Origin of the sequence: Micromonospora sp. NBC_00821, from assembly GCF_036347035.1 — a bacterium.
GTDB lineage: Bacteria > Actinomycetota > Actinomycetes > Mycobacteriales > Micromonosporaceae > Micromonospora > Micromonospora hortensis.
Window position 1 is genome coordinate 6,946,744 of sequence record NZ_CP108880.1, and the last position, 25,564, is coordinate 6,972,307.

Annotated in this window: 23 protein-coding genes; 9 read left to right on the forward strand and 14 right to left on the reverse strand. The window is 72.2% G+C overall.

Going from position 1 to position 25,564, the window contains the following annotated elements; genetic code table 11:
* Positions 1 to 37: 37 nt before the first annotated feature.
* A complete protein-coding gene (locus OHB44_RS31870) occupies positions 38 to 823 on the reverse strand; it encodes a DeoR/GlpR family DNA-binding transcription regulator (RefSeq protein ID WP_091403015.1) in 786 nt (261 codons plus the stop codon).
* A gap of 200 nt (positions 824 to 1,023) precedes the next feature.
* On the opposite strand from OHB44_RS31870, the gene OHB44_RS31875 reads away from it, so the two are divergent.
* From OHB44_RS31875 to nagA, 3 genes are read left to right on the forward strand one after another with little or no spacing between them, the layout of a single operon-like run.
* Positions 1,024 to 1,953, forward strand: a complete 930-nt coding sequence (locus tag OHB44_RS31875; protein ID WP_238683065.1) for an SIS domain-containing protein — start codon at positions 1,024 to 1,026, stop codon at positions 1,951 to 1,953.
* A 55-nt stretch (positions 1,954 to 2,008) separates the two neighbouring features.
* Positions 2,009 to 2,959, forward strand: a complete 951-nt coding sequence (locus OHB44_RS31880; protein ID WP_330439133.1) for an ROK family protein — start codon at positions 2,009 to 2,011, stop codon at positions 2,957 to 2,959.
* Positions 2,956 to 4,065 (forward strand): N-acetylglucosamine-6-phosphate deacetylase, encoded by a 1,110-nt coding sequence (gene nagA, locus OHB44_RS31885; protein ID WP_330439134.1) that lies wholly within the window; start codon positions 2,956 to 2,958, stop codon positions 4,063 to 4,065. Before OHB44_RS31880 ends, nagA begins: the two co-directional genes overlap by 4 nt.
* 290 nt (positions 4,066 to 4,355) lie before the next feature.
* Here nagA and OHB44_RS31890 read toward each other — a convergent pair whose 3' ends face one another.
* The gene (locus OHB44_RS31890; protein ID WP_330439135.1) at positions 4,356 to 5,579 is read right to left on the reverse strand and encodes a DUF4032 domain-containing protein; all 1,224 of its coding nucleotides are present in this window, start codon (positions 5,577 to 5,579) and stop codon (positions 4,356 to 4,358) included.
* A gap of 120 nt (positions 5,580 to 5,699) precedes the next feature.
* Here OHB44_RS31890 and OHB44_RS31895 point away from each other — a divergent pair, with 120 nt between their 5' ends.
* Positions 5,700 to 6,437 carry a phosphatase PAP2 family protein gene (locus tag OHB44_RS31895; RefSeq protein ID WP_330441303.1) on the forward strand — a complete coding sequence of 246 codons (738 nt, stop codon included), beginning with the start codon at positions 5,700 to 5,702 and terminating at the stop codon, positions 6,435 to 6,437.
* A gap of 10 nt (positions 6,438 to 6,447) precedes the next feature.
* Positions 6,448 to 7,683, forward strand: coding sequence for an APC family permease (locus tag OHB44_RS31900; protein ID WP_330439136.1), 1,236 nt, complete (start codon positions 6,448 to 6,450; stop codon positions 7,681 to 7,683).
* Between the two features lie 19 nt (positions 7,684 to 7,702).
* Here OHB44_RS31900 and OHB44_RS31905 read toward each other — a convergent pair whose 3' ends face one another.
* The 7 genes from OHB44_RS31905 to OHB44_RS31930 form a co-directional block, all read right to left on the reverse strand.
* The gene (locus OHB44_RS31905) at positions 7,703 to 8,488 is read right to left on the reverse strand and encodes an ABC transporter permease (RefSeq protein WP_238683061.1); all 786 of its coding nucleotides are present in this window, start codon (positions 8,486 to 8,488) and stop codon (positions 7,703 to 7,705) included.
* Entirely contained in the window at positions 8,485 to 9,474 is a 990-nt protein-coding gene (locus OHB44_RS31910; protein WP_330439139.1) for an ATP-binding cassette domain-containing protein, read from the reverse strand. The genes OHB44_RS31905 and OHB44_RS31910 overlap by 4 nt, the downstream gene beginning before the upstream one ends.
* Before the next feature lie 30 nt (positions 9,475 to 9,504).
* Complete coding sequence (locus OHB44_RS31915) at positions 9,505 to 12,357, reverse strand: BTAD domain-containing putative transcriptional regulator (protein ID WP_330439140.1); 2,853 nt, start codon at positions 12,355 to 12,357, stop codon at positions 9,505 to 9,507.
* Positions 12,358 to 12,400: 43 nt separating this feature from the next.
* The gene (locus tag OHB44_RS31920; protein WP_330439141.1) at positions 12,401 to 12,922 is read right to left on the reverse strand and encodes a GNAT family N-acetyltransferase; all 522 of its coding nucleotides are present in this window, start codon (positions 12,920 to 12,922) and stop codon (positions 12,401 to 12,403) included.
* Positions 12,919 to 13,209, reverse strand: coding sequence for a type II toxin-antitoxin system TacA family antitoxin (locus OHB44_RS31925; RefSeq protein WP_238683057.1), 291 nt, complete (start codon positions 13,207 to 13,209; stop codon positions 12,919 to 12,921). The genes OHB44_RS31920 and OHB44_RS31925 overlap by 4 nt, the downstream gene beginning before the upstream one ends.
* A gap of 118 nt (positions 13,210 to 13,327) precedes the next feature.
* Positions 13,328 to 13,663 carry a DUF416 family protein gene (locus OHB44_RS33570; RefSeq protein ID WP_442932638.1) on the reverse strand — a complete coding sequence of 112 codons (336 nt, stop codon included), beginning with the start codon at positions 13,661 to 13,663 and terminating at the stop codon, positions 13,328 to 13,330.
* A 40-nt stretch (positions 13,664 to 13,703) separates the two neighbouring features.
* Entirely contained in the window at positions 13,704 to 15,674 is a 1,971-nt protein-coding gene (locus OHB44_RS31930) for a potassium channel family protein (protein WP_238683056.1), read from the reverse strand.
* 95 nt (positions 15,675 to 15,769) lie between these two features.
* Here OHB44_RS31930 and OHB44_RS31935 point away from each other — a divergent pair, with 95 nt between their 5' ends.
* The 4 genes from OHB44_RS31935 to OHB44_RS31950 all read left to right on the forward strand — a co-directional run bounded on the left by OHB44_RS31935 (position 15,770) and on the right by OHB44_RS31950 (position 19,761).
* Complete coding sequence (locus tag OHB44_RS31935; RefSeq protein WP_330439144.1) at positions 15,770 to 16,258, forward strand: MSMEG_6728 family protein; 489 nt, start codon at positions 15,770 to 15,772, stop codon at positions 16,256 to 16,258.
* Positions 16,259 to 16,282: 24 nt separating this feature from the next.
* On the forward strand, positions 16,283 to 17,830 hold the full coding sequence (locus OHB44_RS31940; RefSeq protein ID WP_330439146.1) for an FAD-dependent oxidoreductase: 1,548 nt from the start codon (positions 16,283 to 16,285) through the stop codon (positions 17,828 to 17,830).
* 67 nt (positions 17,831 to 17,897) lie between these two features.
* Complete coding sequence (locus OHB44_RS31945) at positions 17,898 to 19,106, forward strand: hypothetical protein (protein WP_266304295.1); 1,209 nt, start codon at positions 17,898 to 17,900, stop codon at positions 19,104 to 19,106.
* Between the two features lie 211 nt (positions 19,107 to 19,317).
* The gene (locus OHB44_RS31950; protein WP_238683052.1) at positions 19,318 to 19,761 is read left to right on the forward strand and encodes an HNH endonuclease; all 444 of its coding nucleotides are present in this window, start codon (positions 19,318 to 19,320) and stop codon (positions 19,759 to 19,761) included.
* A gap of 70 nt (positions 19,762 to 19,831) precedes the next feature.
* Here OHB44_RS31950 and OHB44_RS31955 read toward each other — a convergent pair whose 3' ends face one another.
* The 5 genes from OHB44_RS31955 to OHB44_RS31975 all read right to left on the reverse strand — a co-directional run bounded on the left by OHB44_RS31955 (position 19,832) and on the right by OHB44_RS31975 (position 25,536).
* On the reverse strand, positions 19,832 to 21,421 hold the full coding sequence (locus OHB44_RS31955; RefSeq protein WP_330439148.1) for a serine/threonine-protein kinase: 1,590 nt from the start codon (positions 21,419 to 21,421) through the stop codon (positions 19,832 to 19,834).
* 78 nt (positions 21,422 to 21,499) lie between these two features.
* A complete protein-coding gene (locus OHB44_RS31960) occupies positions 21,500 to 21,661 on the reverse strand; it encodes a hypothetical protein (RefSeq protein ID WP_330439149.1) in 162 nt (53 codons plus the stop codon).
* Positions 21,658 to 21,999, reverse strand: coding sequence for a hypothetical protein (locus OHB44_RS31965; RefSeq protein ID WP_330439150.1), 342 nt, complete (start codon positions 21,997 to 21,999; stop codon positions 21,658 to 21,660). The genes OHB44_RS31960 and OHB44_RS31965 overlap by 4 nt, the downstream gene beginning before the upstream one ends.
* Positions 22,000 to 22,149: 150 nt before the next feature.
* Entirely contained in the window at positions 22,150 to 22,917 is a 768-nt protein-coding gene (locus OHB44_RS31970) for an enoyl-CoA hydratase/isomerase family protein (protein ID WP_238683049.1), read from the reverse strand.
* A gap of 225 nt (positions 22,918 to 23,142) precedes the next feature.
* Positions 23,143 to 25,536: a M4 family metallopeptidase gene (locus tag OHB44_RS31975; protein WP_330439151.1), complete on the reverse strand. Its 2,394-nt coding sequence runs from the start codon at positions 25,534 to 25,536 to the stop codon at positions 23,143 to 23,145.
* Between the last annotated feature and the right edge of the window lie 28 nt (positions 25,537 to 25,564).

Sequence of the window (25,564 nt, forward strand, 5' to 3'; positions counted from 1 at the left end):
CGCCGATCAGGCTGATTCATCGACGCAGCGTGACCTCTCAGGCGCAGATGACCTGTACGCCGGCGGCGCGGAACGCGTCAACCACCTCCGGCGCGGCGCCGGAGTCGGTCACCAGCGTCTCCACCCGCTCGACCGGGCAGATCCGGGCGAAGGCGTGACCGCCCAGCTTGGACGAGTCCGCGATGATCACGACGCGCTTGGCGCGGGCCACCATCAGGTTGTTCATCGCCGCCTCCCCCTCGTGGTGGGCGGCGGCGCCGAGCTGCGGGTCGATCGCGTCCACGCCGAGCAGAGCGACGTCCAGGGTGACCTCGCGCAGCAGCGCCCCACCCAGCGGGCCGACCAGCTCGAACGACTTCGGGCGCACCACGCCGCCGGCCACGACCACCTTCATCCGGGATCGGACCAGCAGCTCGTTGGCGATGTTCAGCGCATTTGTCACCACTGTGAGCTGGGCACCCTCGGCGCTGGTGTTCAGATCCGGTCGGACGGCGAGAGCCCTCGCCACCTCGGTGCTGGTGGTGCCGCCGTTCAGGCCGACCACGGTGCCCGGCGTGACGAGCGCGGCGGCGGCCGCCCCGATCCGCTGCTTCTCGGCCGAGTGCTTGGCCGTCTTGTAGCGCAGCGGCAGGTCGTACGACACGCCGTTGGCGACCGCGCCACCCCGGGTCCTCGTGATCATTTGCTGCTGCGCGAGCTGGTCGAAGTCACGCCGGATGGTGGCCTGGGAGACGTCCAGCCGCTCGGCTGCCGCCTCGACGCTGACCCGGCCGTTGTCGGTCAGCATTTCGAGCAGGGCGTTCCATCTGGCGTACCGGTCCACTGCGGGGGCCCTCCCAGCAACTGCACGGACGGTGATTGATTGCGTGCACACTAGTGCGCGAAACTAGGCTGGCGCAAAAGACTGACCTGCGCGATCGGCCGGCCGGTTGCCATGGTCACCCGCGTTCGCGCAGAATAACGCGCGAAATGCGGGTCTAACGAGCCGTATTGCGCACCGGTCGGCCCTGCGAGGAGTTTCCCATGGCGTACGTGGACGCGGAGATCGCGAGCCAACCCGACTGCTGGCGGGAGGCGGCCGGGCTGGCCGAGGTCGTACGCGGTGACCTGCCGCGCCCCGGGGAACGGGTCGCCGTCGTCGGTTGCGGCACGTCGTGGTTCATGGCGATGGCGTACGCGGCCCGCCGCGAGCAGGCCGGCCAGGGTGAGACCGACGCGTTCCAGGCGTCCGAGTTTCCCGCCGACCGCCGCTACGACCGGCTGATCGCGATCACCCGTTCCGGCACCACCACAGAGGTGCTGGAACTGCTCGCCGCGCTGCGTGGACGGACACCCACCACAGTCATCGTCGGTGACCCCACGTCCCCGGCGGTCGAGCTGGCCGCCGCCACCGTGGCCCTGCCCTTCGCCGACGAACGGTCGGTGGTGCAGACCCGCTTCGCGACCACCGCGCTGGCACTGCTCCGGGCCCAGCTCGGCGACCCGGTGACAGCGCTCGCCGCCGACGCCGAGGTGGCGGTGCGATCTCCCCTGCCGATCGACCCGGCCACCATCGAGCAGGTCACCTTCCTCGGTCGGGGGTGGACGATCGGACTGGCCCAGGAGGCGGCGCTGAAGTGCCGCGAGGCGGCCACCTTCTGGGCCGAGGCGTACCCGGCGATGGACTACCGGCACGGGCCCATCTCGGTCGCCGCGCCGGGCCGGCTGGTCTGGGCGTTCGGTGAGCTGCCCGACGGGCTGCCCGAGGACGTGGCGGCCACCGGCGCGGCCTTCGTGCACAGCCGCACGCACGGCTGGCGCACGGTGCTGGGCAGCTGGTCCGCCGGCCGTACCCCGGTCGACCCGATGGCCGACCTGATCCTGGCGCAGCGCTTCGCTGTCGCGCTGGCCACCAGCCGGGGCCTCGACCCGGACGCGCCCCGCCACCTGACCCGGTCCGTGGTGTTGGCGTGAGCGCGAGGAGTGAGCCGGGGTTGCGAGCCCCGCGGTCGCGAACCGAGCTGGCGCCGTGAGCGACCGCGTGGTCGTTGCGCTGGACGTCGGCGGCACCGGCATGAAGTGCGCCCTGGTCCGACCGGACGGCGTCGTGGTGCGCACCGAACGACACCCCACCGAGGCCGCGCGCGGCCCGGCCGCCGTGGTCGGCACCATCCTGGACGTGGCCGGCGGGCTGGCCGACAAGGCCCGCGCCGACGGGCTCACCCCGATCGCTGTCGGCATCGCCGTGCCCGGGGTCGTGGACGAGGCACGCGGCGTCGCGGTGTGGTCGGCGAACGTGGGCTTCCGGGACGTACCCCTGCGGGACCTGACGGTGCGACGGCTCGGCCTGCCGGCGGCGCTCGGCCACGACGTGCGTGTCGGTGGTCTCGCCGAGGCCCGGCTCGGCGCCGGACGCGGCACCGGGCACGTGCTGTTCGTGGCCATCGGCACCGGCATCGCCGCCGCGCACGTCGTGGACGGCACGGCCGCGGTGGGGGCCCACGGCGCCGCCGGGGAGATCGGCCACATTTTGGTTCGGCCCGACGGTCCGCGCTGCGGCTGCGGCCGCCCCGGCTGCCTGGAGGCGGTCGCGTCGGCCGCCGCCATCGGCCGCCGCTACGCCGAACTGGCCGGCGACACCGCAGACGCCCCGGTGACCGCGGCCGAGGTGGCCGAGCGGGCCGCAGCCGGCGAACAGCTCGCCGGCCAGGTCTGGCAGGAGGCGGTCGAGGCGCTCGCCGACGGCCTCGCCAGCGGGCAGGCGCTGTTCGACGTGGCGACGATCGTGCTCGGCGGCGGCCTGGCCCAGGCCGGGGACCGGCTGCTGACCCCGCTGCGGGCGGCGCTGCACGAACGGATGACCTTCCACCGGGAGCCGCGACTGGTCGCGGCAGCCCTCGGCGACGAGGCCGGTTGCCTCGGTGCCGCCCTGCTCGCCCTGGACGCCGTGGGTGTCCGTGACAATCGGGAGAAACGATGACCGTACGGGTGAACGGCCGAGTGGTGACCCCGACCGGAGTCGTCCGGCAGGGCTGCGTCGAGTGGGACGGTGATCGGATCACAGCGGTGGCCGAATATCCGTCGGTGCGCGACGGGCACTGGATCGTGCCCGGCTTCGTGGACATGCACACGCACGGCGGTGGCGGGCACACCTTCACCACCGGGGACGCCGACGAGGCCCGCGCGGCGGCCGACTTCCACCTCGCCCACGGCACCACCACGCTGCTGGCCAGCCTGGTCAGCGCGCCCTTTCCACTAATGCGTACGGCCACCGAGGCGTTCGCCCCGTTGGTCGAGGAGGGCGTGTTGGCGGGGGTCCACTTCGAAGGGCCGTACCTGTCGGCCGCCCGCTGCGGCGCGCAGAACCCGGAGTACCTGCGCGACCCGTCGACCGACGAGCTGACCGAGCTCATCAAGCTGGGCCGGGGCGCGATCCGCATGGTCACCCTCGCCCCGGAGCGCGACGGCGCGCTGGAGGCGATCAAGCTGCTCACCGCGCAGCGGGTGGTGGCGGCGGTGGGCCACACCGACGCCACGTACGAGCAGACCCGCGCCGCGGTCGCCGCCGGCGCCAGCGTCGGCACCCACCTGTTCAACGGCATGCGGCCGGTGCACCACCGTGAGCCGGGGCCGGTGGTGGCCCTGCTCGACGCGCCCACTGTGATCTGCGAGCTGGTCGCCGACGGGATTCACCTGCACGACGGCATGCTGACCTTCGCCACGGCGACCGCCGGCCCGGACCGCGCCGCGCTGATCACCGACGCGATGGCCGCCGCCGGCATGCCCGACGGCGAGTACGAGCTGGGCGGCCAGGCCGTCACCGTCGCCGACGGGGTGGCCCGGCTCGCCCGCGACGGCGCTATCGCCGGCAGCACGCTGACAATGGACGCCGCGCTGCGGCACGCCGTGAACGCCGGAATCCCGATCGCCGACGCCGCACGGATGGTGGCGACCACCCCGGCGCGGGCCATCGGCCTGGGTGACCGGGTCGGGTCCCTCCAGGTGGGCCTCCGCGCCGACCTGGTGGTGCTCGACGACGACCTCAACGTGGTGCGGGTGCTGCGCGGCGGCTCCTGGGTGGAGTGACGGGGGCACCCGTCGCCGCTCGCATCCGCCGTGTCGTCTCGGCCGAGCCGAGGTGCGACGCGGAGCCTTTGGAGCTGAATCGCTTACGACATCGGCCTCGTGCCGACCATCAGCCTCGTGCCGGCCATCAGCCTCGTGCCGGCCATCAGCCTCGTACCGACCATCAGCCTCGTACCGACAGGTTCGACGACCGGACGTGAGGCGGCCCCGCGCCGATTCGTTTGCGACATCAGCTCCAAAGGCCCCCAGCACATACTCCCAACGCCACGGGGAGCAGGCGGAGGCCCAGCTCAACCGACGGAGGGGACCTCGACGCCGAGGATGGCCTGCTCGTCGGGGCGGTGCACCAGCACGTCGGACAGGTACGACTGGACCGCGTGGCGCATGCCGACGTCCCGGCCCGCCTTCTCGGAGAGCAGCCACTTGTGCTCGATGATCTGGGCGAACAGCTCCTGCGGCTCCAGCTTGCGGCGCAGGTGCGCGGGGACGGCACGGACCACCGGCTCGAAGACCTCGGTGAGCCAGCGGTGGGCGGCCTGCTGCTCGTCCATCAGGTCGCTCTCCGCGCGGTAGGCGTCCAGGTCGTTGAGCAGCTTGCGGGCCTGGTTCTCCTCGGCGTCCAGGCCGGTCAGCCGCAGCAGCCGTCGGGTGTGGTAGCCGGCGTCGACGACCTTCGGCCGAACCAGGAACCGCCCGTCGTCGATTGACGACATGGCCACCTCGGCGACGTCGAAACCCAACTCGTTGAGGCGGCGGATCCGGCCCTCGATGTCGTGCCGGGCCTCCCGCTCGATCGCCTGCTCGTAGGTGATCTCGTGCCAGAGCCGCTCGTAGCGCTGCACGACCTCCTCGCAGACCACCTCCGGGTCGATGGACTCGTGCAGCAGACCGGCGGCCTGCAGGTCCAGCGCCTCACCGAAGATGTTCACCCGGGCGATCTCCAGGTCCTCGCCGCGCTGACCGTTGGAGAGCTTGTTGTGCAGGGCACCCGTCTCCGCGTCCACCAGGTAGGCGGCGAAGGCGCCAGCGTCCCGCCGGAACAGCGTGTTCGACAGCGAGCAGTCGCCCCAGAAGAAGCCGGTCAGGTGCATCCGCACGATCAGGGCGGCGAGCGCGTCGAGCAGCCGGCTCATCGTCTCCGGTCGAAGGGTGTGTGAGAAGAGCGCCCGGTACGGCAGTGAGAACTGCAGATGCCGGGTGATCAGCACCGATTCGAGCGGCTCCCCGTCCTCGGTCTGCCGGTCGGCGACGACAGCCACCGCCTCGACCGAGGGAAAGTCGATCCGCTCCAGGGCCCGGAGCAGGTCGTACTCCCGCTCGGCGATCCGCTCGCGGGTCTCCTTGAACGCGTACACGTAGTCGCCCAAGCGGACAAAACGGACGATGTGCCGGGAGATGCCCTGCGGCAGCGCCACCAGGTGTTGGGCAGGCCACTCCTCCAGCGGTGTCGACCAGGGCAGGTCGAGCAGCGCCGGGTCCACGAGGGCAGACGTGATCCGCACGGGCACAAGCATGACTGGTCGCCCCCCGCATCCGCCCCTGATCGTGGTTGGGCCCACAGCGCCGCACACCCCGGCCTCGCGCCGGGCCGGTAGCGTGGTCGCGTGCTCAAACCCACAGCGGTACGACGTGACCTGCGGCTACGGCCCGTCCGCCCGGCCGGCTGGTGGTTCGACGCGCTCCTGCTTGTCGGTCTGGTCGGGTTGACGGTGGCGCTCGCCGCAGACCAGCTCTTGGGATTGGACCGGGCGGTCGCCGACTGGGCCGACGGGCACCGGCCGGCCGCCGCGTACTGGGTCGCCCGGGTGCTGAACTTCCTCGGCCAGGGCACCCCACTGACGTTGATCGCCGCCGGGCTGGGCGTGCTGCTGGCCGTCCGGCTGCGGTCGGTGCGACCGATCCTGCCTCCGGTGGTCGCGTTCGTGCTGACCAACCTGACGATCGGCCCACTCAAGATCTGGACCGCGCGGGCGGCACCGAGCGCCAGCGTCAAGGAGCCGTTCCTGACACCCGAGCAGACCCTGCCGCTGTTCCACGACGACCTGCCGGTGCGGTTCGCCCAGTCCTACCCGTCGGGGCACGTCGCCAACGCGATCGTCTGGTACGGGGTCATCGCGCTGCTGCTCGCCCCGCTGGCCCGCAGCTTCGGCCGCCACCTGCCGACCCGTCTCGTCACAGTGATCCGCGTCGTGCCGCCGCTGGTCGTCCTCACCACCACCACCTACCTCGGCTGGCACTGGCTGACCGACTCGGTGGCCGGGCTGCTGCTGGGCCTGCTCCTGGACCGGCTGCTGCACCGGGCACCCTGGGACGGCGTGCCGCTCCCCGGCCGGTTACGCGAGTGGGATCGCCCGTTCACCTCGTATCCCTAGGTTCTGGTTCGTGGATCAACTGGCGCGACGGCTGGGCGTACCCGATGCGGTTGTCATCGGGCTGGGCTCGATGCTGGGTGCGGGCGTCTTCGTGGTCTTCGGGCCGGCCGCTGCGGCGGCCGGCGGTGCCGGTCTGCTGCCCGCGCTGGTGCTGGCCGGCTTCGTCGCCTTCTGCAACGCGACAAGTTCGGCGCGGCTCGCGGCCCGTTACCCGGAGTCCGGCGGCACCTACGTCTACGGCCGGGAGCGCCTCGGGCCGTTCGCCGGATTCGTGGCCGGCTGGAGCTTCGTGGTCGGCAAGACGGCGAGTTGCGCCGCGATGGCGTTGACCGTCGGGGCGTACCTCTGGCCGGGCCAGGCCCGGCTGGTCGCCGCCGGCGCGGTGCTCGCGGTGACCGCCGTGAACCTGCGCGGCATTGGCAAGACCGCCACAGTGACCAGGGCGTTGGTCGCGCTGGTGCTGGCGGTGCTGGCGTTGGTCGCCGTCGTCGGCCTGGTCGGTGGGCCTGTGCATCTGGACCGGCTCGGCGAGCCCGGAGGCTCCCCCCGGGGCGTGCTCACCGCTGCCGGGTTGCTGTTCTTCGCCTTCGCCGGGTACGCCCGGATCGCCACGCTGGGCGAGGAGGTCCGCGACCCGCAGCGGACCATCCCGCGCGCGGTGCCGCTGGCGCTCGGGGTGGTGCTCGTGATCTACCTGGTGCTGGCCGTGGTCGCCCTCGGCGTGCTCGGCGCCGACCGGCTGGCCGACTCCGCAGCGCCCCTGGTCGACGTGGTGACCGCCGCCGGGCTGCCCGACCTGGCGTGGGTGGTCCGCGCCGGTGCCACCGTCGCGGTCGTCGGGGTGCTGCTGTCCCTGGTCGCCGGGGTCGGTCGGACCACCCTCGCCATGGCCCGCCGCCGTGACCTGCCCGGCGCGCTGGCCGCCGTGCACCCGGTGCACCAGGTGCCGCACCGCGCCGAACTGGCGGTCGCCGCCGTGGTGATCGTGGTGGTGCTGCTCGGCGACGTACGCGACGCGATCGGCTTCTCCAGCTGCACGGTGCTGGTCTACTACGCGATCACCAACGCCGCTGCGCTCACACTGGGCCGCGACCCGGACCGACGGTTGCCGGTCCGGGTGCTGGCCGGTCTGGGGCTCTTCGGTTGTCTGCTGCTGGCGGTCAACCTGCCGCTGGGCAGCGTTCTCGCCGGCTTCGGTGTGCTCGCCGTCGGTGCCGCCTTCTACGCGCTGCGGGCCCGCCGCTGACCGAGGCCGACGGCCGGAGTCAACGGCTCAACCGCTGGTAGCGGCGCACGGCCAGCGGGGCGAACGTCGCGATCAGCAGCACCGGCCACAGCACCGCCAACAGCATCGCGTGCTCCGCCGGCCAGGAGTCGCCACCCAGGCCCGGGTTGCCGAACAGTTCACGGATCGCCGCGACGGTGGCCGACAACGGATTCCACTCCGAGATCGTCCCGATGACCGGGGGCATCAGCTCGGGCGACACGAAGACGTTGGAGATCGCGCTCAACGGGAACGCCGCCGGGAAGACGATCACACCGACCGTGTCCGGGTTGCGGACCAGCAACGCCAGGTAGATCCCGACCCAGGTGATCGCGATTCGCAGCAGCAGGAGGAGGCCGACGGCGAGCATCGCCTTGCCGACACCCTGCCGCCACTGCCACCCGACGAGCAGGCCACACACCAGGAGGGTGGACATCTCCAGCAGGGCGCGCAGCAGGTCGGCGGCGCTGCGACCGGTCATCAGGGCGGACCGTGCCATCGGCATCGACCGGAACCGGTCGACCACGCCCCGGCTGAGGTCGAGCGCCACGCCGGTCGCGGTGGCCCCCAGCCCGTAGAGCATCGTCATCACGAAGACCCCGGGCAACAGGAACTCGCGGTAGTCGCCGCCACCCGCCACCTGCATGCCGCTGCCGAACACGTACCCGAAGACCAGCACGAACATGATCGGCAGCGAGAAGTAGAGGATCAACTCCTCCGGAGCGCGGACCACGTGAGTCATGTTCCGCCTGGTCATCGTCCAGCCGTCAGCGATCGCGGTGGTCATGCCCTCTCCCCAGTTCGTCCGGCCGCCACGGGCTCGCGGGTGTCGTCCGGCCGGTGCCCGGTCAGGTGCAGGAACGCCTCGTCCAACGTCGCGCGCCGCAGACCGATGTCCTCGACAGCGATCCCGGCGTCGTCCAGCGCCCGAACCACGTCGACCAGGCCGGCGACGCGATCGAGCACCGGCACGCTGAGCCGTCGGACCTCCGTGTCGAGTTCGGGCTCCGCACCGCAGATCGGCGCGACGAGGCGGGCCGCCTGGCTCAGCTCGGCCGCGTCGCGGACCACCACCTCGATCCGGTCGCCACCGGTCATCGCCTTCAGCTGGTCGGGCGAACCCTCGGCCACCACCCGGCCGGCGTCGATCACCGAGATCCGGTCGGCGAGCTGATCGGCCTCCTCCAGGTACTGCGTGGTGAGCAGCACCGTCGTCCCGTCCGCCACGAGACCGCGGACCAGGTCCCACACCTGGTTGCGGCTGCGCGGGTCCAGGCCGGTCGTCGGCTCGTCCAGGAACAGCACCCGCGGCGTACGGATCAGGCTCGCGGCAAGGTCCAGTCGGCGACGCATCCCACCCGAGTACTCACCGGCGGAGCGACTCGCCGCCTCGTCGAGCCCGAACCGTTCCAGCAGATCACCGGCGCGTCGGCGGGCCTCCCGTCGGCCGAGCCGGAACAACCGGCCGAACAGCTCCAGGTTCTGCCGGCCGCTGAGGATCTCGTCGACCGCTGCGTACTGCCCGGTCAGCCCGATCCGGGCGCGCACCTCGTCCGGCCGGCGCGCCACGTCGTACCCGGCCACTGTGGCCCGTCCCGTGTCGAAGCGCAGCAGCGTGGTGAGGATCCGTACGGCAGTCGTCTTGCCAGCGCCGTTCGGTCCCAGCAGTCCGTGGACCGTGCCGGGCGGCACCGTCAGGTCGAACGTGTCGAGCGCGCGGGTCGGGCCGTACCGCTTGCCCAGACCCTCGGCGACCACCTCGAATGTCGTCATGCCCCCACGATGCCGCCGGGCGCTGACGGATCACGCACCGTCCGCTGACGGCGGCGCACCGGCCTTCTCCGCCTCGGTGATCTCCTTCAGGACGAGAATGATCTCCGCACGGGCGGCCTCGCCGACGTACCAGCCGGTGAGGCCACCGGCCAACGCCTCCTCGCAGTACAGCCTCGCCGCGGCCAGGTCCCCGCGCACCCGGGCCACCTGGGCGAGACCGAGCCGGGCGCTGGCCACGAACTCGGGCGCGCCGCTGCGCTGCGCGAGGAGCAGGGCACCGGCGAAGTCGTCGTGCGCCGCCGCGAGGTCACCGGCGCGCAGCCTTGTCTCGCCCCGGGTACGCAGCATGTCGGCCTGGTCGACGGCCGACCCGAGCGCCTCGACCAATCCCATGGCCTCGTCCATGTGGGCGCCCGCGGTCTCCGCATCGCCCTGCCAAGCGGCCAGTTCGCCGAGCGCACCGAGCGTGATCATGGTGCCCCACCGGTCCCCGGTGCCGCGGAAGCCGTCGAGCGCGGTGGCCAGCGCGGCCCTGGCCCGGTCCCGTTGGTCGCTCCACATCAGCGCCGAGCCGCTGCCCATCGCGCCGAGCGCGTTGATCCACGGGTCCGGGCCGACCAGCCGGCGCAGCTCCCCCATCAGCTCGTCGACATCCTCGGCACCGCCGGACGGCGGTCCGGTCGAGATTCCCGACAGGTACAGCAGGAAGGGCTGGCGGGGCGGCCGGTCGAGGCTGCGGATCACGGACCGCTGCGTCCCGAGGGACGGCAGAGGGCCGGAGCCGGTCAGCGAGGCGTTGTAGACGCAGAGGGCGAATTCCTCACCCAGCCCCGGCGGCGCCTCGGTGCCGAGCAGTTCGAGAACGTCGCCGGCGAGCCGCGCCCCTTCCCCGCGCATGCCGCGCAGCCACCAGTAGAACGACAGGGCCGCGACCATCCCGGCCGCGTCGGACGCGTCACCGGCCGCGGTGGCCCGGCGCAACGCCGCGTGCAGGTTGTCCCGCTCCGCGTCCAGCAGTCGCAGCCAGTGCAGCTGTTCGACACACCGGAGGTGGTCGCTGGCGGTCCAGGCGAACTCCAGGAAGTACGCGGTGTGTGCGCGACGGAGTTGGTCGGCCTCGCCGGCCTCGGCGAGACGCTCGGCGCAGAAGGCCCGCACCGTTTCGAGCATCCGGTACCGGCCGCCGGTCATCTCCACGAAGGACTTGTCGACCAGACCGGTGAGCGCGTCGACGAACTCGGCGGTGGACAGGCCGCAGACCCGCTCGGCCGCCTCCAGCGTGGCCCCACCGGCGAAGACGGTCAGTCGTCGGGCCACTTCCCGTTCGGCGTCGTCGAGCAGATCCCAACTCCACTCGACCACCGCCCGCAGGGTGCGGTGTCGCGGCGACACGGCCCGGTTGCCCGTCGACAACAGCCGGAACCGATCGTCGAGACGGGCGGCCACCTCGGCGACGGACAACGCGCGCAGCCGCGCGGCGGCCAATTCGATCGCCAACGGCAGGCCGTCCAGGCCGCGACAGATCCGCAGCACCATCTCGACGTTGGCCGGCGTGACGGTGAAGTCGGGGGCGACGTCGGCGGCCCGTTGGGCGAAGAGACCGACCGCCGCGTAGTCGTCGGCGTCCAACGCGGACGCGCCGAGCGGTGGCACTGTGAGCCCGGACAGCGGGCACAGCGCCTCACCGGCCAGCCCGAGCGGCTCCCGACTGGTGGCCAGGACGCGCAACGCCGGGCACGCGCTCAGCAACCGGGCCGCCAGCCGGGCCGCGTCAACGAGGACGTGCTCACAGTTGTCGAGCACCAGCAGCAGTCGCCGCTCGACGAGCGCCTCGACCAACCGGTCGACGGTCTGCCAGCCCGGCTCGGCCGGACCGCGCAGGCCGGCGTCGCGCAGGCCGAGCGCGCTCAGCACCGCCTGCGGAACGTCCGACCCGTCGGCCAGGCCGGCCAGCTCGACGAAGCGGACCTCCCCGTCGACCCGGCCCGCGGCCTCGATCGCCAGGCGCGTCTTGCCCGCGCCCCCGGGGCCGGTGAGGGTGACGAGCCGTCGCTCGCCGAGCAGGTCGCCGATGCGCTTGAGCTCCTCCTCGCGTCCGACGAAGGTGGTGAGTTGACTCGGCAGCACCGATTCGGCCGACAGGCGTTCCTGCCCACGCAGCACCGCCAGGTGAACGGCAGCCAGTTCCGCCGATGGGTCGACGCCGAGCTGATCGGCCAGCGTGTGCCGAGCGTCCTCGAACTCTGCCAGCGCCTCCGCCGGCCTACCCAGTGCCGCCAGGGCACGCATGAGCTGGCTCCGCGAGCGCTCCCGCAGGGGATGCGCGACGACCAACTCCCGCAACTCCGCGATCAGCGCGCTCTGTGCGCCCAACGCCAGGTCCGCCTCGACCCGATCCTCGATGGCGGCCAACCGCAGTTCGTCCAGCCGGGCCGCCTGGGCGGGCACGCCGGCTGCGCCGATGGCATCGGCCAGGGCGGGACCACGCCACAGCTCCAGCGCCTCGCGCAACACCGTCGCCGCCCGGGGCCAGTCGCCGTCGACGAGCGCGCGGCGTCCCGCCCCGGCGAGCCGTTCGAACCGGTACGCGTCGACATCGTCGGGGTCCACGGCCAGGCGGTAACCGGCCGGGTGGAACTCGACCGGGTCGTGCCCGGCGGGCAGGGCCTGACGCAGCCGCGACACCTGGGACTGGAGCGCGTTGGCAGCACCCCGGGGCGGATGCTCCCCGTACAGGCCGTCGATCAGGCGCTCCGCGGAGACCACCCGACCCGCGTCGAGCAGGAGGAGCGCCAGCAGGGCGCGCAGCCGCGGACCGCCCACGGGGACCTCTCGCCCGTCGGCCAGCACGACCTGGGTCGGCCCCAGGATGCGGAAACGCATGCCGTCGATTGTCGCTCAGCTCCGGCCGGTTCCGGCTGACCGATCAGCCGTTGACCGCGCGGCGAAGGTCCTTCATCAGCAGCAACAGGTGCATGGGGTCGGTAGGGCTGGCCTCAAACTTCGCCAGCCCCTGATAGAAGTCGCGGGCGGCTTCCGTCTCACAGTGAATGAGCACCGCACGTACGCCGATGACCTCGGAGGCGGCGGCTATCCGCCGCAGTACGTCGACCACCAGGGCTCGGCCCAGTCCGACGCCCTGGGCGCTGCGGTCGACCCCGAGCCGAGTCAGGATCACCACCGGTTGGTGGTAGCGGCCGGCCCCCTGCTGCAGGCGAGGCGAGGCATCGGCGGGGGCGACGCTGCCGGCAGCCAGGGCGTAGTAGCCGGCCACTCGCTGGTCGGGGTGCTCGTTGTCCCGCACCGCGTACACCCGGGACAAGCCCGCCCGATGGGCTTGCAGGGCATGCTCGACCAGCCACACCGATTGCGCGCGGGATCCGCAGTCGAACCCGGTCACCGCGAACTCGGCCGACAGCGGCTCGACCGCCGAGAAGCGGGAACTCACAGTGGCGCACCATCAGTCGGCGGGTCGAGCACCGTCGGGCCGGTCAACAGTTCCCGCAGCCCGGCGACGTCCTGGGCCGGCCCCTGCAACGCCTCGTCGAAGACCCGCCAGGCATCCTCGTCGAGCAGGAACGCCCGCCGGTCGGCGAGCACATCCGCCGCGGCCTCGGTCGCCGCCTTCAACACGAACGTCGAGACGCTGTCCCCGGCGGCTTGACTGGCCGCCTCCAGCAACGCCTTCTGCTGCTCATCCACCCGCAGGTGCAGCCGCTCCGCCTTCGCACTCACCACCCGAGTGTACGCACAACGTACGCCCCGACAAAGTCGGATCGCCGCTAACACATCGTCGTCCCACCGCAGTTACAGGACACCACCAACTGGAGTTCGTCGAGCAGCGGCGCGAAGCTCAGCGACTGCTGTCCGGTCGCCGGCCGGGTGTCCGAGAATTGTGAGAGCCTCGGCCTGCCGGCAACTCGGAATGGTGCACGGCCGGCTGATTACCCGCCAAGGCCGACCAGACAGCATCGACGCTGGCCCGGACGAGGTCAGCGTCACCGACCTGGTCCGGTTCGCTGAACTTTGTGTAGGACGGCACCAGAACCTCGACGCAACTAACCGCGAACGCAACACGCTGCCACGGTTCCAGTGCGGTAAGGACCGTGCGCAGCCGCTGACCGTCGAAGCTCTCGGTAGACGCTGCTCCAGCTTCAGTACGACGAGTGGGCTCAGTCTCCTTGCCCAAGGAACACCTCCGCGTCGAATGGTCGGCTGCGCCGGGGGTGTCAGCTCACCTCACCGGCCTCGTCATGACGGCGGGTCGGCTCGAAGTCGTCCGGCGGGCCGCCAGCGATTGTCGAGGAAGCGCCCCCGGCTGGCGCAACGGGGTGCGCCACGCCGACCCCGGGGTCCGTCTGGCCCGGCACCGCGGGAGACGCCGCCGCCGGGGTGTGCACCCCGCCGTGGACCGCCCCGGCCGGTCGGGGGACCGGGACGGGGTGGGCCGGCGGTGCGCATTGGCGCGTCAGCCAGTCCAACCCGCGTCGCCGGGCGACGACTGTCAGCCGGTCGCCGGCGAAGATCACCTGCCGGGGGTCCAGGTCCTTCCACCAGATGGTCTTGGCACCACCGGCCGGGGTGCGGGCGATCAGCCGGACCTGCCCGTCCCGGTTGACCACACCCAGCGGTCGGCCGTCCAGCTCGGAGCCGGCGGCGACCGGCACCTCGGCGACCGGCAACGCGTGCCGGTCGACGGGGATGGTGGTGATCACGGCGCGTTCGGTGAGCGCCCCGATGAAGGCCGGGGCGGCCAGGTAGGAGACCGAACGGGACACGCCGAGCGCGAAGGTCTCCTCCACCCGTTCGGCGAAGTCACCGTCGAAGAGCCGAAGCACCACGCGCAGGTCGGCGCGGAGGTCGCGGGCAGCGAGCGCCGCCTCCAGGTTGGCCACGTCGTCGGTGGACGCCACCACCAGCGCCTGACAGTCGGCCACCGAAGCGGCGACGAGTGTCTCCGGCAACGCGGCGTCGCCGACGATCAGCGGCACCTCCAGTTGGCGGGCCAGGGCGGCGCCGCGTGGCTCCGGATCCTTGTCGATCGCCACCACCTCGACGTCGTACTCGCGCAGCTGCGCCATCACCCGGGTGCCGACGTTGCCCAGGCCGATCACCACCACATGCCCGACCCGCGCGGGTTGCAGGCGGCCGGTGTGCAGGGCCAGCCGGGCGTTGACGATGCCGTCCACCACGACGGCGGTGATCAGTGGGATCAGCGCCAACCCGGCCAGGTTGAGCACCACCTGCATGATCTGGGCGTCCGCCGCCTTCGTGGTGTCCGGGTCGGCGCCGCTGAGCGTGGTGACCAGCGTCAGGTACAGCGCCTCCAGCGGAGAGACGTCCTCGGCCCGGGAGATCAGCGCCCCCAGCACCGCGATCAGCGCGAGCACCGCCATCACCGCGATGCCGATCTTGCGAGTGGCGAAGCCACGTACCGCCCCCAGCACCACAGCTACCGGACGACGCCGCCGACGCGCCCGGACCAACCGGCGGGCGGCGACCTCGGTGGCCGGTGGCTGACCGGTCGCCTCGGCGAGCACCAGGTCGGCGCCGGCCTGCTCGGCCGGCAGCAGCTCCACCCCCTGCGCCTCGCTGAGGTGCGCCAACGCGCAGACCACGTCCTGCTGTCGGACGTCGGCCCGACGCGCCACCCGCAGCGTCTTGTCCCGGTGTTGGAAGGAACTCGGGTCGACCTCGTTCAGCGCGGCGGCCACGAACGCCGGCGCGGCCATCTCGGCGTCGGAGAGCACCTCGACCGGGGCCTTGAGCAGCTTGCGTACGCCGTCGGCGAGGGTGCCGTTGAACATCCGCAGCACCTGGCGGACCCGCTGGTCGACAGCCTGGGCGCAGAGCGCGGCGTGCAGGTTGCCCACGTCGTCCTGGTGCAAGAGGGCCAGCCCGGTCGCGCCGGCCAGACCGGCGGCCTCGAAGGTGGCCACGTCCAGCCGGTCCGAGCGGACCACCCGGACGCCGCGCAGCCCGGCCACGTCCGGCCCGTTGCTGCGGTAACGCTCCGGCACCACGACTGTCACCCGGGCCCCGCCCGCCGGCAGCTCGGATTCGAGCATCGCCCGGGCCACGTAGTAGGCGAGCGCGTCCTTGCCACAGATCACGTAGTGCGGGCGCGGATCACCGACGGACCGCAGCCGCCAGTTCCACTCGACCGCCCGTCGCGCCCGGTCCCGCCACGGCTCCGCCATGCCCGGATCGTAATCAGCACGGCCACGGTGGGCGACCCCGTCCGGATCATCCCGCGGGCAGGTATGTCCGTCCCGGCGACGGGTAGAGCAGCGACATGCAGACGTTCCTCCCGTACCCGGGCTTTCTGGCCAGCGCCCGCACGCTGGATCAGAAGCGGCTCGGCAAGCAGCGGGTGGAGGCCATCCAGGTGCTGCGTGGACTCACCCGGCCCGGGTACGGCTGGCGCAACCACCCGGCGGTGAAGATGTGGGCCGGGTACGAGGAGGCGCTCGTCCGGTACGGGCTGGACATGTGCGCGGTCTGGACCGAACCGGGGCGGGCCGACACCTGCGCCACCACGATGACCGTCGACCTCGCGGCAGCCTGCGGGGCCGGCGTCGTTCGGAGCCAGGACGAGCTGGCCCGAGCCGGTGAGCTGCCACCGTGGCTGGGCCGCGACGACCTGCACCTGAGTCACCGCTCGTCGCTGCTGCGCAAGGACCCGACGCACTACCGCCCGCAGTTCGGCCACGACGTGCCGGAGGATCTGGAGTACGTCTGGCCGGCCTCCGACCGTCCCCGCCGTTGCTTACCAGCCGACTGATCCACGGTGGGGCAGACTGGGCCCATGGCGCTGTCGCAAGTGGTAGGTCGGCTGATCGGCGTACGGCAGCACCAGGTGGACCCGGGCGGCGGTGGCGCCGACCGGGTGCCGCGACCGACGACGGCGCTGGTGGTGGGTGGCGGCATCGCCGGGATGTCGGCGGCTGTGGTGTTGGCCGAGCGGGGTGTGGCGGTCACGGTGCTGGAGGCGGCACCGACCCTCGGCGGTCGACTGGGCGCCTGGCCGGAGGCGCTCGCCGACGGCCACCAGCAGAACGAGCACGGCTTCCACGCGTTCTTCCGGCAGTACTACAACTGGCGGTCCATCCTCCGCCGGATCGATCCTGACCTCGGCTTTCTCAAGCCGATTCCGGGCTACCCGATTCTCAGCGAGCAGTGGCCGACCGAGGAGTTCGGCAAGTTGCCGCCCGCGCCGCCGGCGAACCTGCTGGCGCTGCTGCTGCGCAGCCCCAGCCTGCGCCTGGCCGACCTGCGGCTGATGGACCGGGACGCGGCGCTGCCGCTGCTCAGCTACGACCCGGTGCGCACCTACGCCGACCTGGACGACAGCACCGCCGACGAGTTGCTGGCGTCGCTGCGACTGCCGGACCGGGCGCGGGCGATGCTGTTCGAGGTCTTCTCGCACTCGTTCTTCAACCACGAGGCGGAGATGTCGGCCGCCGAGATGGTCGCCCAGTTCCACTTCTATCTGCTCGGCAACCCGGAGGGTCTGGCCTTCGACTGCCCCGACGAGGACTACGCCACGGCGATCTGGGAGCCGCTGACCCGGCACGTGGAGAAGCACGGCGGCCGGGTCCTCACCAACTGCGCCGCCACCGGGGTGCACCGCGACGCCGAGGGCTGGCGGGTGACGACCACCGACGGCGGCAGCCATCCGGCGGGTCATGTCGTGCTCGCCGTCGACCCGCCGGCGCTCGCCGCGCTGGTGGCGGCCTCCCCGGACGTGGTCGAGCAGGCACCCGAGCTGGCGGCATCTATGCCGGCCTTCGGTGTCCCCGGCCCGCCGTACGCGGTGGCGCGCTACTGGTGTGACGGGGACGTGGCCGCCGAGCGGGCGGTGTTCAGCGGCGTGTCCCGCCAGCCCACTCTGGACTCGGTGACGCTCTACCACCGGCTGGAGAACGAGCCGCGGCGATGGGCGCAGCAGACCGGTGGGTCGGTCGTCGAGCTGCACGCGTACGCCTGCGAGCCCGGCGTGCCGGCCGAGGAGTTGGCCGAGCGGATGCGCCGCGAACTGGTCGCGCTCTGGCCGGAGGCGGGCGACCTGCGGGTCCGCGAGCTGCGGGCCCGGGTGGAGGCGCAGGCGCCGGCGTTCACGCCGGGCAGCCACGCGTGGCGACCGGGGGTACGCACCGACGCGAACGGCCTCTACCTGGCCGGCGACGGCATCGCCACGGACTTCCCGAGCGCGTTGATGGAACGCTCGGCCGCGACCGGGATCATCGCCGCGAACCACATCCTGCGCGCCGAGGGTGGCGCGGCCGAGCCGGTGCGCTCGATCCGGCCGCGTGGGCTGCTGGCCGGCAGGCCAAATCGACAAAACACAACATAAGCCACCGTACGCTGCCGTACGCTCGAATGATCAACCGTCGATCGGCCGGGCGGGAGGGCAGCGGGAGATGTCACCACTGCACCGCGCCGGCGCGGAGAACGAGTCGCCGATCGACGAGATCGGCCACGACGACGCGTACCCGCTGATCCGCGACGAGCGCGCGTGCATCGTCACCGCGCTCCGGCTGGGCTGGTGGATGGCGGACGCCTACCACCACGGGCAGCACGCGGAGCCCCGCGCCTTCGTCGAGGCTCGCCCTGCAGTACCGCCGGCCAAACTCTCCAACCTCACCGAGATGTCCGTCCACCGTCGGATGCGGATGTACCTCGACGGGGTGGACGTCGCCCTCGCTCAGATCGCCGACCTCACCCGGCACACCGGGCCGGTACCCGACACGTCGGCCGCCAGAGCCCTGCTCCCCGACCTGGGCCAGCCCGACTCCGCCGACCCGGTGCCGCTGCTGCTCGCCCTCGACGACCTCAACGTGGAGGTGCTGCGCTGGGCGATGGCCGCCAACCACCGGGTCGGGCTGGCCTACCGACTGGGCCGTTCGGTGGCCGACACCGTCCGAGCCGGCGACGTCACGCAGTTGCTGCGGCAGTTCGGCGGCCGGCAGGTCCAGATCAGCAGGTGGCTGGACGAGTTGGCCAGCGTGCTGCCGCCGTACTCGGCAGCGGTGGTGCGCCGCTCGCTGGCCGCCTGGGCGAGCGCTGTCGACCGTGCCGGCCACGGGGACCCGACCGAGCCGACGCCCGCCACCCTGAGCCGGGCGCTACGCGGCCAGGGCGACCTCTGGCGCGACGTGCTCACCGGCGGCCTGCACCCGCGCGACCTGCTCGACGAGGAGGACTACGCGGTGGTCGCCAGAAACTTGATCATCCGGGACCGCCGACTGGTGGCCCAGGCGGCGCGCGGCATCTTCTGGCCGGTGCTCGTACCCCTGCTGTTGGTGCTCTTCGCGGTCGTCGGCGTGAGTGCCGCCGCGGCCGCCGGCTCACCGACCACCAGGGCAACAGTGGCCCTGGTGGGCCTCGGCGCCGGGCTGGCGGCGATCTGGCGGTCGGTATCCGGGCCCGCGCTAGCAGTCGCCGGTGAGGTGAACCGGCCGCTGCTGGACAGCGAACTCACCGCCCGGATGGCGCTGCGGCTGAATCGACCGCTGACCACAGCCCAGGTCTCGGCCAAGGCGGCTCCCCGCACCCGCCGCCAGCGGCGTCCCGACGAGCCCGGCCGATCGAAATACGTTGCTCCTGTGTCCCCCGTCGACCTACCGTGAGCGCGCAAGGTCAACCACCACCGCGGGAGCAGCTCATGACGATGTCGCACGTCACCACCGTGCCGTCGACGCTGCCCGGCGACGGTTACCGAGCGGAAGGTCCCCGGGCGGGCCGGCCCGACTGACGCGTAGCCGTACGCGCTGAGCCGCCCCGTCCGACAGCCGGACCGGGCGGCTTCTTGCTGTCCGTCACCTCTGGAAAGGAGTCCCGGTGGACGCCGTCCTCGTCATCAACGCCGATCTCGGCCCGCTGCACCGGGTCACCGTCCAACACGCCGTCCGCATGCTCTGCCGTCGGGTGGCCGAGATCCACGAGGCCGAGCCGGACCGGGTGATCGGGGTCTTCCCGATGCCCCGGGTGGTGCGGCTGGTCCGCTTCGTGGTCACCCGGTGGAGGTTCAACTCCGGGCCGGCCTGGTCGCGCGCCGGTGTGCTGCGCCGCGACGACAGGTGCTGCGCGTACTGCGGCGGCCCGGCCTCCACCATCGACCACATCCTGCCGCGCTCGCGCGGTGGCCGGAACACCTGGCGGAACACCACCGCCGCCTGCTACGCCTGCAACCAGCGCAAGGGGGATCGGACGCCGGCGGAGGCGGGCATGCCGCTGCGCCGGGAGCCGGGTAACCCGGGCTGGGCGGCGCTGGCCGGGCGGTGACGGACCGGCCGGCGGGAACGGGGGGCCGCGTCCCGGGTACGTCCCGGGCGCGGCACCCGCCGGCCCCCGATCAGGCGGCGCGTTCCTTGACCTTCGACTTCAGCTGGCCACTGGGGCAGTGCACCCGGATCTCACTGCTGTGCGCCGCGGAGGTCAGCTCGACAACGATCTGCTTGGCGGGCCCCCTGTCGTAGTCCTCGACCCGGAAATCGGGCGCGAGCACCACAGTGAGCACCTCGACCGACTTCCCCACGCAGCGAGCGGTGACCGTCCCGCCACGCGCGTGGACGGGTACACCGGCGGCGGCGGTGGGAGTCGGCGCGGCAGTGGTCGGGCTCGGGCCAGAAGTGGCGGGCGTCGGGCCCGGGACCACCGGCCCGCCCGGACCGGACGGGGGGCTGATCCGGGTAGCCGGCGCGGTGTTCCTGGTCGGCGGTACGACGGACGGTCTGGCCTCGGCCGCGCCGGTCGGCTCCTCCGTGCTGGGCATCCCCACAGTGGTGGTGCCCGGGCCACTGCCGGCCGGCGCGGCGCTCTGCCCCTGTCGACGATTGCTGAAGTCGCCGAGCGACCCGGCGAGCGCCACCGCGGCGATCACGGCTCCGCCGACAGTCAGGATGGCCCGCCCCCGACGCCACGGCCCGCGCCTCATCCGCGCCGCCGAATCGCCGGTCGGCGCGGCCCCGGTCGGCGCGGCCCCGGTCTGCGCGGCCCCGGTCTGCGCGGTGCCGGTCGGCCCGGCCCCGGTCGGCGCGGTGCCGGTCGACCCGGTGCCGGTCGGCTCGGGGCCGGTCGCCTCGGCGACATTCGCGGCGGAGGCAGCGGCAACGGCAGCCGCCTCGGGGGCCGCCCCGCTGGCGGCGGCGAGCAATATGCGGGCGGCGTCGGCGGCCGACGGCCGGTCGGCGGGGTCGCCGGCCAGGCACCAGCGAAAGAGCCGGTGCACCTCGGGCGGCACACAGTCGATCGGGGGCAGCGGGTCCGGCTCGACGGGCGTGTGCGCGCGGAGCATCCCGGTCTGCGCCTCGGCGGGCCAGGGCAATCGGCCGGTGAGCACCCGGTACAGCAGCAGGCCGAGGGCGTACACGTCGCTGGCCGGCAGCACCTCGCCGGCCTGCAACCGCTCCGGCGCCAGGTACGCCGGCGTACCCAGCAGCCGGCCCTCGAAGTCGATCTCCGGCGCGCCGGCGGCAGCCGCGATGCCGAAGTCGAGCACCTTCGCGCCGGTCGGTGTGAGCATCACGTTGCCCGGCTTGATGTCGCGGTGCACCAACCCCTGCTCGTGCGCGGCGGTGAGGGCCGAGGCCACCTCGGCGCACACCCGCAGACCGGCGCGCGGCGGCAACGGCCCGGCCACCAACCGGTGTTCGAGGGTGTGACCGCCGAGCAACTCCATCACCACGAACGGGACCTGCGCTCCGTCCAGCGCCGACTCGCCGTAGTCGTAGACGCTCGTGACGTGGGGATGCGACAGCCGGGCCGCAGCCTTGGCCTCGCCTCGGATCCGCTGTCGGGCGTTGGTGTCCGAGGCGATCAGCACCTTCACCGCCACGTCCCGTTCGAGCACCTCGTCGTACGCCCGATACACCTCCGACATGCCGCCACTGCCGAGGCGCTCCAGGAGCCGGTAGCGGCCCGCGAGCAACTGATCACGCTGCACGACGGACAGCCTGCCGTACCGGCCTGAGATCCGGGTACCCGGGATCGAAATCTCGCGATGAGTGGGACCGGCTTGCAGCTAGCGTCCGCTCAGATCCGGGTGGTCCCGCAGAAAGGCCTCACCCCGGTGGGCGTTCCGGAAGACCGACACGATCAGCACCGCCCAGATCACCAGCAGCAACCCGCCGATCACCGCGAAGAACGGCGCGAACCCCACGAATGCCTGACCAACGCTCGTCATCGCCAACCCGGCGGCCAGCACCACAACCAGCGCTGGCCGGCGAACTGTCGGGCGGTCTCCACGAGGAGGGCCGGGTCTTCGTCGGTCTCGGGTGTGCCGCGTCGAACCTGCCTCGTCAGCCGCCGACGGTGCGACCAACTCAAGGTCAGCAACGGAGACTGCCGTGCCGCTCGGTAGCGCCCGGTGCGTACGACCCAGACGAGAGCGGCCACCTCGACGATGACTCCGAGAAACACCAGAACACGTCCGAGGTCGCTGGCCCAGCGCGGCGCTTCACCGTCGAAGATGCCGGTGTCCTGACCACCGATCACGACACCGACCGCGAGCGCGCCGGCCATGACGGATGACAGGGCAACGGGAAGCAGCCACCGATGCCGGCGTCGCCCCTGCTCGATGCCTGTCGGGCTGATGGTCCCCGTGTGCATCATGGCCCCCGATCACCAGTGGTGGACCGGCATTAACCATCGACGCGTCGGACTGAAACGCGGTCAGTGGTCGGTCGGTGGCCGCCAGGCGAAGCGGGGCTGCCGGCGTTCGGCGATCGCCGCGACCCCCTCCCGGGCCTCGCCGGTGCTCGTCACCTTTCGGTGCCACCAGGCGATCCGCGCGGCCTCGGCCCGCTCGTCGATGATCTCCTTCGCGGCGGCGATGCTCAGCGGAGACCGCTGGGCGATCGTCGCGGTCAGTTCCTCCACCCGTTCGGCGAGCCGGTCGGCCGGCAGTACCTCGTCGACCAGGCCGATCCGCAGGGCACGCTCGGCGTCGATCAGTTCGGCGGTGAACAGCAGGAGCTTGGCGGCGGACGGGCCGACCAGCCGGGCCAGCCGGCGCGTCGTCGGTGCCGGGTAGACCAGCCCGAGCCGGGCCGGCGGCACGCCGAAACGGGCGTCGGCGGCGGCGATCCGCAGATCGCAGGCGACAGCGAGTTGAGCCCCACCGCCGACGCAGGCACCCCGGACGGCCGCGATCGTCGGCTTGGCGAACCGGGCCAGCCGGTCCTCGGCAGCCACCGCGATGCTGGCGTCACCGGCGTCCAGCAACTCGGCCAGATCGCCGAGGTCGGCGCCCGCGCAGAAGGCGTCGCCGGCGCCGGTGAGCACCAACGCCCGTACGTCGGGGTCGGGCTCCAGCCGGTCGAGCAGTTCGGGAAGCTGACGCCACATGGCGGCGGTCATCGCGTTGCGCCGAGCCGGGTTGTGGATCACCACAGTCGCGACCGGTCCGGTCACCTCGACTGTCAACTCCGCGTCCGACACGTCCGCCCCTTCCCGCGCCACCGCCCGACGGCGCCGATCTGGCGAGCCGACGCCATGCACGCGTGCGGCGACCATAACGGCGCGGCGACGGGTCAGGTCACGCGGACTGCCAAGCAATCTTGGACAGTTTCCGTCATGCGCTAACGGAAACTGTCCAAGATTGCCAGGAAACCGGACCGGCGACCACCGTGAGGGGTGGCCGCCGGGCCGTCAGTTCAGGTCAGGTCAGGTCACGGTGACCGCCGTGTCGTCGACCACGAAGGACGTCTGCAGTGAGGAATCCTCGGTGCCGGTGAACCTCAGGTTGACGGTCTGGCCGGCGTACGCCGCCAGCGAGAACGACTTCTGGCTGTAACCGGTGGCCTTGTTCAGGTTCGAGTAGGTCGCCAGTGTGGCCAGCACCGTTCCGCCCGAGTTCAGCACCTGCACGCGCAGCGTGTCGTACGCGACGCTGGTGGTGGTCTCGGCCGAGTCGATGTGCAACCAGAAGCTGACCGTGTACGACGAGCAGCCGCTCGGCAGGCTCACCGACTGGGCGAGCGTGTCGGTGTGGCTGGTGCCGTAGCCGCTCAGCCATGCCTTGTACGTCCCGGTGCGGGCCGGCTGGCTGCTGGCGCTGGTGATCACGCCGGAGCTGGCCGACCAGCCGGTCGCACCGGACTCGAAGCCCGGGTTGGCAAGCTTCTGCCCCGGCGCGGTGCAGCCGCCTCCGGTGCCGTTCACGGTGAGCCGGTAGGTGGCGCTGCGGGTGACCGACCCCGCGCCGTTGACAGTGACCGAGTAGGTGCCCGGCGGTGTGCTCGCCGAGGTGCTGATGGTGAGGGTGGAGGAGCCGCCCGAGCTCACCGAGGCGGGGTTGAACGCGGCGCTCGCCCCGCTGGGCAGGCCGGACGCGGAGAACGTCACCGTCTGCGCCGAGCCGCTGGTGGTGGCCGTCGAGACGGTGGTGGAGACCGAGCTGCCCGGGTTCACCGAGCCGGCGGTCGGTGACAGTGCCACGGAGAAGTCGTTGCCGGTCGAGCAGGGCGCGTCGTTGCCGGCGACGTTCACTGCGGTCCAGGCGGCCTGCACGGCCTTGTACTCGGTGGAGCAACTGCCGTGCAGGTCGGTGGCCGCCCGCAGGCTGTAGGCACGGGCGGTGTTCGCCGGGTTGCCGGTGTTCACGTACGACGTGTTGGAGGTGAAGTAGACGTCCAACGCTCGGAACCAGATCTTCTCGGCCTTGGCCCGGCCGATGCCGGCGACCGCGGGGGCGGATCCGCAGACCGGTGAGGTGCCGTACGCGGTGGCGCCGGTGCCCTCGGCGAGGTTGAAGTAGAAGTGGTTGGCGACGCCGGACGAGTAGTGCACGTCCTTGTTCTTCGTGCTGCTCGACCAGCAACTGTCGGACGAGCCGTCCAGCGACGGGTTGTACATGTAGCGCAGGGGCGTACCGTTGCCATTGATGTTGATCTTCTCGCCGACCTGGTAGTCGCCCGGGTCGGCCGAGGTGTTGGCGTAGAACTCGACCATGTTGCCGAAGATGTCGCTGGTCGCCTCGTTCAGGCCGCCGGCCTCACCGGAGTAGGTCAGACCGCCGGGGACCACGTTCTCGGTCACGCCGTGGCTCATCTCGTGGGCTGCCACGTCGAGCGCGACCAGCGGGCGGGCGTTGCCCGAGCCGTCGCCGTACGTCATCCGCGAGCCGTCCCAGAAGGCGTTGACGTAGTTGTTGCCGTAGTGCACCCGGCTCGGCACTCCGGTGCCGTTGCCGAAGATGCCGTTACGGGCGTGCGTGTTCTTGTAGTAGTCGAACGTCTTGGCGGCGCCGAAGTGGGCGTCCACGCCGGCGGACTGCCGGTTCGAGGTGGCCCCGGTACCCCAGGTGTTGTCGGCGTCGGTGAACGTGGTGCAGCTCGACGTGCCGTTGTTCATGTCGCAGGTCGACCCGTTGCCGTGGGAGGGGTCGACCATCTGGTAGGTGCTGCCGGAGAGCGTCGTGTCGATGCTGACCGTGGCCGAGTAGAGGCTGTTGCCAGTGCCGGTCACCGACTCGATCTCGTCGTAGGCGCCGACCGCCGCACCGGTGGTGGCATCGGTGATGACATGCAGCCGGGACGGGGTCTGCCCGTCGGGCTGCCACCCGCTGACCACCGTCTCCCACGCCAGCCGCCCTTGCCCGGAACTGGCGTCGACGAACAACTCCGGCGTGCCCACCGCCTCGGCCCTGCCGGCGAACTGGTCGCTGGCGGCCTTCTTCGCGGCCGCCTCGCTGGTCCTGGCCGAGGTGGCGAGGGTCAGCGGCGCGGCCAGTCCGACCGAACTGCCGGCGTACGTGCCGTTCGGCGCGGTGTGGATGACGAAGTCACCGCCGTACACCCGCAGGCCCCGGTAGGTGCGGGTGTAGCGGGTGTGGGCGGCACCGCTGGCATCCAACTTGGTGCTGTGCACCCGGTAGGACTCGGCGCTCGAACCCTGGACCGCGCCGGGGTTCGTCCGTAGGACGGTTGCCGCTCGGGCCACGGCGGAGGCGTCCGGCGAGGGAGCGGTGGGGGGAGCCGCGTGCGCCGGGGTGACGACGCAGGCCAGCAGGCCGCTGGTGAGCAGCAGTGCGCTGACGGCGGCAGGAGCTCGTTTCACGTGCCCTCCTGGAAGGAGAAGAGTGTGA

Bases quoted from the DNA above. Each gene is read 5' to 3' on its own strand.
- OHB44_RS31875 (WP_238683065.1), top strand. From the start codon at position 1,024: ATGGCGTACGTGGACGCGGAGATCGCGAGCCAACCCGACTGCTGGCGG.
- nagA (WP_330439134.1), top strand. From the start codon at position 2,956: ATGACCGTACGGGTGAACGGCCGAGTGGTGACCCCGACCGGAGTCGTC.
- OHB44_RS31890 (WP_330439135.1), bottom strand. From the start codon at position 5,579: ATGCTTGTGCCCGTGCGGATCACGTCTGCCCTCGTGGACCCGGCGCTG.
- OHB44_RS31905 (WP_238683061.1), bottom strand. From the start codon at position 8,488: ATGACCACCGCGATCGCTGACGGCTGGACGATGACCAGGCGGAACATG.
- OHB44_RS31910 (WP_330439139.1), bottom strand. From the start codon at position 9,474: ATGACGACATTCGAGGTGGTCGCCGAGGGTCTGGGCAAGCGGTACGGC.
- OHB44_RS31915 (WP_330439140.1), bottom strand. From the start codon at position 12,357: ATGCGTTTCCGCATCCTGGGGCCGACCCAGGTCGTGCTGGCCGACGGG.
- OHB44_RS31930 (WP_238683056.1), bottom strand. From the start codon at position 15,674: ATGGCGGAGCCGTGGCGGGACCGGGCGCGACGGGCGGTCGAGTGGAAC.
- OHB44_RS31935 (WP_330439144.1), top strand. From the start codon at position 15,770: ATGCAGACGTTCCTCCCGTACCCGGGCTTTCTGGCCAGCGCCCGCACG.
- OHB44_RS31940 (WP_330439146.1), top strand. From the start codon at position 16,283: ATGGCGCTGTCGCAAGTGGTAGGTCGGCTGATCGGCGTACGGCAGCAC.
- OHB44_RS31945 (WP_266304295.1), top strand. From the start codon at position 17,898: ATGTCACCACTGCACCGCGCCGGCGCGGAGAACGAGTCGCCGATCGAC.
- OHB44_RS31960 (WP_330439149.1), bottom strand. From the start codon at position 21,661: ATGACGAGCGTTGGTCAGGCATTCGTGGGGTTCGCGCCGTTCTTCGCG.
- OHB44_RS31965 (WP_330439150.1), bottom strand. From the start codon at position 21,999: ATGGCCGGCGCGCTCGCGGTCGGTGTCGTGATCGGTGGTCAGGACACC.